The following is a 5949-nucleotide window of genomic DNA, read 5'->3' as shown; positions in this document are numbered from 1 at the left end:
TTGGATTCCTGCAATTCGTGAAGGGCCGAAAATATTTTTGTCGCGTATTCCTTCAGGTCCCCTTTGGAGGATAGCGTTCGCGTTTGTAAAAAGGTCGCAGGCATTTCCCCTTGAAAACTTATAAACCCCGCCTTTAAAGGGTCTATTCGACTGAGGATTTCGGGATGGTACAAATAAAAAGGCTTTGAAGGACTGTAGTGGGAATCGAGCATTCCCGGTGCCTCCGGACCTCCCGCTTCAACAGTTTTCGCAGATTCGGGCAGGACCGCTGACAAATCTTCCCGGGTTATCCCGCCGGGCCTCAAAATAACAAAGCCGTCGGGTTCCAGGCGCACAATGGTCGATTCCAGTCCTACCCGGGTGGTACCCCCATCCAATACAAAGTCCGCTTCCGGCAGATGGCGTGCCACATGCGCGGCCCGGGTGGGGCTAAGCCTTCCAAACTTATTGGCACTTGGGGCCGCCAGGGGGCACCCGGATGCCCGAACCAAACCCAGGGCCAACGGGTGATCTGGCATTCGAATACCCACAGTAGGCAATCCTGAAGTGACAATGTCGGGGACCTTATCTGTCTTTGGTAAAATCAGGGTAAGCGGTCCGGGCCAGAAAGCTTCGGCCAGTTTCTGTATTCGGGGATCTTCGGATGTACTCAGTTCTTTCAGCTGCTGCAGATCGGCAATATGGACGATAAGGGGATCAAATGAAGGACGCTGTTTCACTTCAAAAATGCGAGCCACTGCCATTGGATTGAAGGCGTTGGCGCCCAGACCGTACACGGTTTCGGTAGGAAAAGCGACAACCCCCCCCTCTTTTATGATTTTTGCTGCGGTTTCCAAAGCAGTCATGGCGTCCGGACTTTGAAGCAAAAATAAGTCTTTATCGGCTATGGAAGTGACTGCTAATATCCGCTTTGATGTTATCCGAATAATACCCGGCCATCCGTACCGCTTTTACGTCGATAGAGGGGGAGTCCCGAACGGGTATTGAGCCGGTTCACCCATCTTTATTCAGCATAAAAAAACCCGTCACAAAGACGGGTTTTCAGAAGTACAGGTGGGGAGACTCGAACTCCCAAGCCTTGCGGCACTAGTACCTGAAACTAGCGTGTCTACCAATTCCACCACACCTGCATCGGGCCTGTAAAATTACAAAACAGGCGGCAAATGTAATAAAATAATTATAGTAGAAGCGGGTTCCATCCCATGATTCTGACGATACTTTCCCGGTCCTGACCGATTTACTATCTTCACCGGCATGGCGGTTAGACCTCTATCTACCCTCGGAACAGTAAAAACAATTGCTCCAATATGGAAATTGAAAAGGTGAATCTCCAGGAAAAACTAAGCCTGTTCAGTGCGCATTGGTCCCCCAGGATTATCGGGGAGCTCAACGGACAATATGTAAAAATCGCCAAGTTCAAGGGGGAATTTATCATGCACAAACACCAGGAAGAAGACGAATTGTTTTACGTGATCCAGGGCGAATTGTTCATAGAGCTAAAGGAAAACACCCTGCATCTCAAGGCTGGTGAATTTGTCATTATCCCGAAAGGCACATCCCATAAACCCTATGCTCCGGAGGAAGTAAGTGTTTTGCTTTTTGAACCCGTTTCAACCTTAAACACCGGGGAGGCTAAAAATCATTTCACCCAATCAGATTTAGACAGGATTTAGTTTAATACACAGAAGACTTATGAAAACATACCGGATACTTCAATTCCTCATGTTAAGCCTTTTTCTAACCGCCACGGGTGTCACCGCTCAGGTGGTTGCCAGAAACGGCATGGTGGTTTCGAGTAACAAAATAGCTTCCGAAGTGGGAATTGAAACCCTGAAAAAAGGGGGCAATGCCATCGACGCCTCTGTGGCCACTGCCTTTGCGCTGGCCGTCACCCATCCCACGGCAGGAAATATTGGAGGTGGGGGGTTTTTGGTGTTTATGGATTCCACAGGTGCTGCCACCACGTTTGACTTTCGGGAAAAAGCCCCCCTGAAAGCCACCGCAGATATGTTTCTGGACGCCGATGGGGAATTGCCAAAAGGGGTGAATCTCTTCGGGAGTGAATCGACTGACAACCACATTGGGTTGAAGTCCGTAGGCGTTCCGGGAACGGTAGCCGGGCTGTACCTGGCCCATCAGAAGCACGGGGTACTCCCCTGGAACGAACTGGTGCAACCCGCCATAGATCTGGCCGAAAAAGGTTTTGAGCTTCCCTGGAACCTCGCCCAGGCCGGAGTTTACTTTGCGGCCAATTCACCCATTCCCTTTTTACAGGACTACTTTAAAAGCGAATCCGGTGATCTCACAGCCTTCGGAGCCCTTTGGAAACAACCCGAACTCGCCAGGACCCTTATTGAAATTCGGGATCACGGCCATGATGGGTTTTATAAAGGAGTCGTCGCCCAGGAGATTGCGAGGTACATGAAAGAGAACGGCGGGCTGATTTCCCTGGAAGACCTCCAACGGTATAAGGCTGTAGAACGCAAACCTGTAAAAGGCACTTTCAGGGATTACGAAATCTACTCCATGGCCCCGCCCAGCTCGGGGGGTGTTGCCCTGGTCGAAATGATGAACCTGATGGAACTGGCGGATCTAGAAGCCATTGAGTTCAACTCCACGGCTTACGTACATTTACTGGCAGAGGTCATGCGCCGGGCCTTTGCCGACAGGGCCGAACACCTGGGCGACCCGGATTTTAATATAGATACCCCTATAGAAAAACTCACCTCCAAGGCGTTTGCTGAAAGGCGCTTTAAGAACATAGATATGAGCAGGGCGTCGGTGAGTGATTCCACCAAATTTGGACAACTCTATGACGGCAGCAGCACCACGCACTTTTCTGTGGTTGACCGCTTTGGCAATGCGGTTTCCCTGACCTATACCCTGGAATACCCCTATGGCTCCGGAATGGGGTCCGAAAAACTGGGCTTTATCTTTAACAACGAAATGGGTGACTTTAACCCGAAACCCAATTTCACGACAGGGGATGGCCTGATCGGGACCCCTCCCAATACCATAGAACCTGAAAAAAGAATGCTTTCGAGCATGACCCCGACCATTGTGGCCAAAGATGGGAAACCCTACCTGATTGTCGGGAGCCCCGGGGGGAAAACCATTATCAATACGGTATTCCAAACCGTGCTCAAGGTACTGGCTTATGAGATGCCGGTGGACAAGGCTATTGAATCCATGAAAATCCATCATCAATGGCTGCCTGACCAGATCCGCTACGAGCGGCTATTGTTATCCCCGGATACCCGCCAGGCCCTTGAGGCCATGAACCACACCCTGACCCCTACCAATTCCCTGGGGGAATTGATGGGTATACAGATCGATGCTGAGAATAAAATCATGGTTGGGGCTGCAGATTCTTCCAGTCCGCAAGGGGCTGCGGTGGGGTATTGAATGGCTAACCCGGACTTTTGAGTTTTCCTCTGGAATGTCTGTCCTGGAAATAGCGAACTGTGTGTTAAAATCCTTTTAAAAACTCTGATTAACCAACGTGCACAAAGTGGAAGTCGCTTTATAATCCATTCCCGAGGGCCAACAAAAAAGCCCCTCATCACTAAGGGGCTCCGGACTGTAAAAATCCCAGTCACTTTGTACAGGCGGAGAGACTCGAACTCTCACACCTTGCGGCACTAGATCCTAAGTCTAGCGTGTCTACCAATTCCACCACGCCTGCAAAAGGACTGCAAATATAAATTTATTTTTTATTTGTTCCGCATCTCTTCTTTTGGAATCTGATCGGGGAGGGTAGTCTCTAATTCAATATGCAAGTGCTCCGCACTGGACAAGGGAAGGTGTCTAACCTACTTGGTCGTCATGGTTTCCACACCCTTCCAATTGTCCTCGATCTCCTGGGTAATCAGCTGGGCGGCCCGGTTCAGGAATAATTTTGCAGGCTGGTCCTTGATATTGCTTTTAAAGATTTGCTGAAAAGTAACCGCAGCCATGGCGAACTCCTTATCCAAAAAGAGCGTCATAGCGTCATCAAAAGTCTTTAGGTTTGAAAGCTTGTGGTTCTGAAGGTCCTCGGCATCTCCATTAATACACTCATACAGGTCGATAGGTTTCATTTTTCCCTTGGGCTGTACCCTCCCGAGATATCTGAAATCAAACTCGCCCGGGTCGGTGAGGTTTGCCTTGCACTCCTGGGTCAGCAATATCGAGGTGCCAAAATGCTTGGACAGCCCTTCGATCCGGGCGGCCGTATTCACCGTATCGGATATTATAGCCGCATCCAGGCGCTCATTGTCCCCCGTAATACCCATAATCAGTTTCCCACTCTGCATACCAACCCCAATATGCACGGGGAGTCGGTCTTTAAGGGCCCTTTCTTTATTGTATTCCTGTAGTTCGCGGTGCATCTGTACCGATGCGGTAAGCGCGCCCTGGGATCCTTCGGTAAACAAGGCCATAAAACCATCGCCCAGGTACTGCATAATAAAGCCTCCATTTTTGCGGACGATGGGGCCCATACGGTTGTTAAAGCCATTGACAAATAAAAAGTTATCTGTCGGGCTCAGTCCTTCTGAAATCGTGGTGAAGCCCCGGATATCGACAAAAACAACGGTCACCTCACGCTCCACGAGGTCTCCGAGGAAAACCTCAGTGATCTTTGCCTTGCCGAGGGATTTAATAAACTCTGAGGGAACAAATTTCTGGCTGACGTCGTGAATTTTACGAATGGCTTCTTCCCGGTCCTGAACCTCCTTGAGCCCTTTTTGATAGAGATGGGCACTTTCAATGGCCGTAGCCGACTGTAGTGTAATGGTAGTAAGTAATTTAAGTTCAGCCGCCGTGTACTCCACCTCCTCTTCATGGCCGATAATGACCATCCCAAAGGTACGGTGCTTCACTTTCAAGGGGGCGTACATTACTGTTTTCAAGTGCTTGAGGGCTGGATTTGCAGCGATCCGCTCGACAGGTACTATGGCGGAAACCCCACGGGTAATCAAATCCCGAAGAACATCCTTCTGTTGTTCGATAAAAGCCCGGCTCTTTGGATTCTCCCCCAGGCGGGCAATCTGACGAACCTCGTCTTTTTCCGGATCATAGATCAGGAAAAGGGCATGCGTAGTGTCGATAATCTGGGAGGCCTCCTCCAGGGTGACTTTGGCTATGGACTCTGCATCGATTTTCTCCGAAATCACCTCACTCAGGTCATAAATCATGTTGATCTCGCGATAGAGCCCCAACACTTCTTTACCGATTTTCTTCTTCTCCCACTCCTTTTGAAACAGGAGCTTCAGGGTATCAAAGATGAGCAAGGCCTCTTCCGATGAATATCGAAATGTACCCAGCACCTTCCCTTCGTGGGTCAAATCCATGGCGTGCTTAAACGCCTTATCCTCACCCCATAACACCTGCCCTCCAACCGTTTCAAAAGCGCAATCCATACCCTCGCCCTCACTGAGTTTGTTCAGGACTTCCCGGGCGTCTTTATCCCGTTTAAGGATATGCTTAATGGCACGATCTGCGGTTGATAAACCCATTTATTATTTCATATTGAGGATTTCCTCGGCGATGGATAACATCTCGTCCGGGTCAAAAGGTTTGGTCATATACTTGTTGGCACCCATATCCAGGCCCTTTTGCCGGTCTACTTCCTGTCCCTTGGCCGTGAGCAAAATAATGTACGTGTCGGTGATTTTGAGTTCCTTTTTCACCTTCTGGCAAACCTCCATACCGTTCATTTTAGGCATCATAACATCGAGGAATACCAGGTCGGGTCGCTCTTCCTGTATAATCCTCAGCGCATCCGCCCCGTTGTCGGCAAACAACAATTCAACCCCTTCGTCTTCCAAATCTTCCAGGGTTTGCTCAATCAACATTCGTATATGGGCTTCATCGTCGACTATCAGTAATTTTTTATCCATTGGATCTATTTGCATTTATGAATTTAGGATTGATTCCGGGCTACTGGTACACAAAGAACATTACATT

At 49.4% G+C, this 5949-nt stretch carries 5 protein-coding genes and 2 tRNA genes; 2 read left to right on the top strand and 5 right to left on the bottom strand.

The features are described from left to right. Both WBV75_RS13985 and WBV75_RS13980 read right to left on the bottom strand, forming a co-directional pair. Window positions 1–866, bottom strand: an 866-nt coding sequence (locus WBV75_RS13985; RefSeq protein ID WP_424121199.1) for an L-threonylcarbamoyladenylate synthase, incomplete at its 3' end; no start/stop codon positions are given. A gap of 182 nt (window positions 867–1048) precedes the next feature. Next, window positions 1049–1130, bottom strand: a tRNA-Leu gene (locus WBV75_RS13980). Window positions 1131–1307: 177 nt separating this feature from the next. Between WBV75_RS13980 and WBV75_RS13975 the strand changes: the two genes are divergently transcribed. Then, window positions 1308–1673, top strand: a complete 366-nt coding sequence (locus WBV75_RS13975) for a cupin domain-containing protein (RefSeq protein WP_424121198.1) — start codon at window positions 1308–1310, stop codon at window positions 1671–1673. A 19-nt stretch (window positions 1674–1692) separates the two neighbouring features. Beyond that, a complete protein-coding gene (gene ggt, locus WBV75_RS13970) occupies window positions 1693–3405 on the top strand; it encodes a gamma-glutamyltransferase (RefSeq protein WP_424121197.1) in 1713 nt (570 codons plus the stop codon). A 198-nt stretch (window positions 3406–3603) separates the two neighbouring features. Here ggt and WBV75_RS13965 read toward each other — a convergent pair. The 3 genes from WBV75_RS13965 to WBV75_RS13955 form a co-directional block, all read right to left on the bottom strand. Further along, a tRNA-Leu gene (locus WBV75_RS13965) sits at window positions 3604–3685 on the bottom strand. Window positions 3686–3812: 127 nt separating this feature from the next. Then, the gene (locus WBV75_RS13960; RefSeq protein WP_424121196.1) at window positions 3813–5498 is read right to left on the bottom strand and encodes an adenylate/guanylate cyclase domain-containing protein; all 1686 of its coding nucleotides are present in this window, start codon (window positions 5496–5498) and stop codon (window positions 3813–3815) included. Between the two features lie 3 nt (window positions 5499–5501). After that, window positions 5502–5897, bottom strand: coding sequence for a response regulator transcription factor (locus tag WBV75_RS13955; protein ID WP_424121195.1), 396 nt, complete (start codon window positions 5895–5897; stop codon window positions 5502–5504). Window positions 5898–5949 lie beyond the last annotated feature (52 nt).

It is taken from the genome of Robiginitalea sp., assembly GCF_049588695.1.
Lineage (GTDB): Bacteria > Bacteroidota > Bacteroidia > Flavobacteriales > Flavobacteriaceae > Robiginitalea.
Note: the sequence above shows the minus strand (reverse complement) of the source record. Positions and strands in the feature narration are given on the sequence as shown.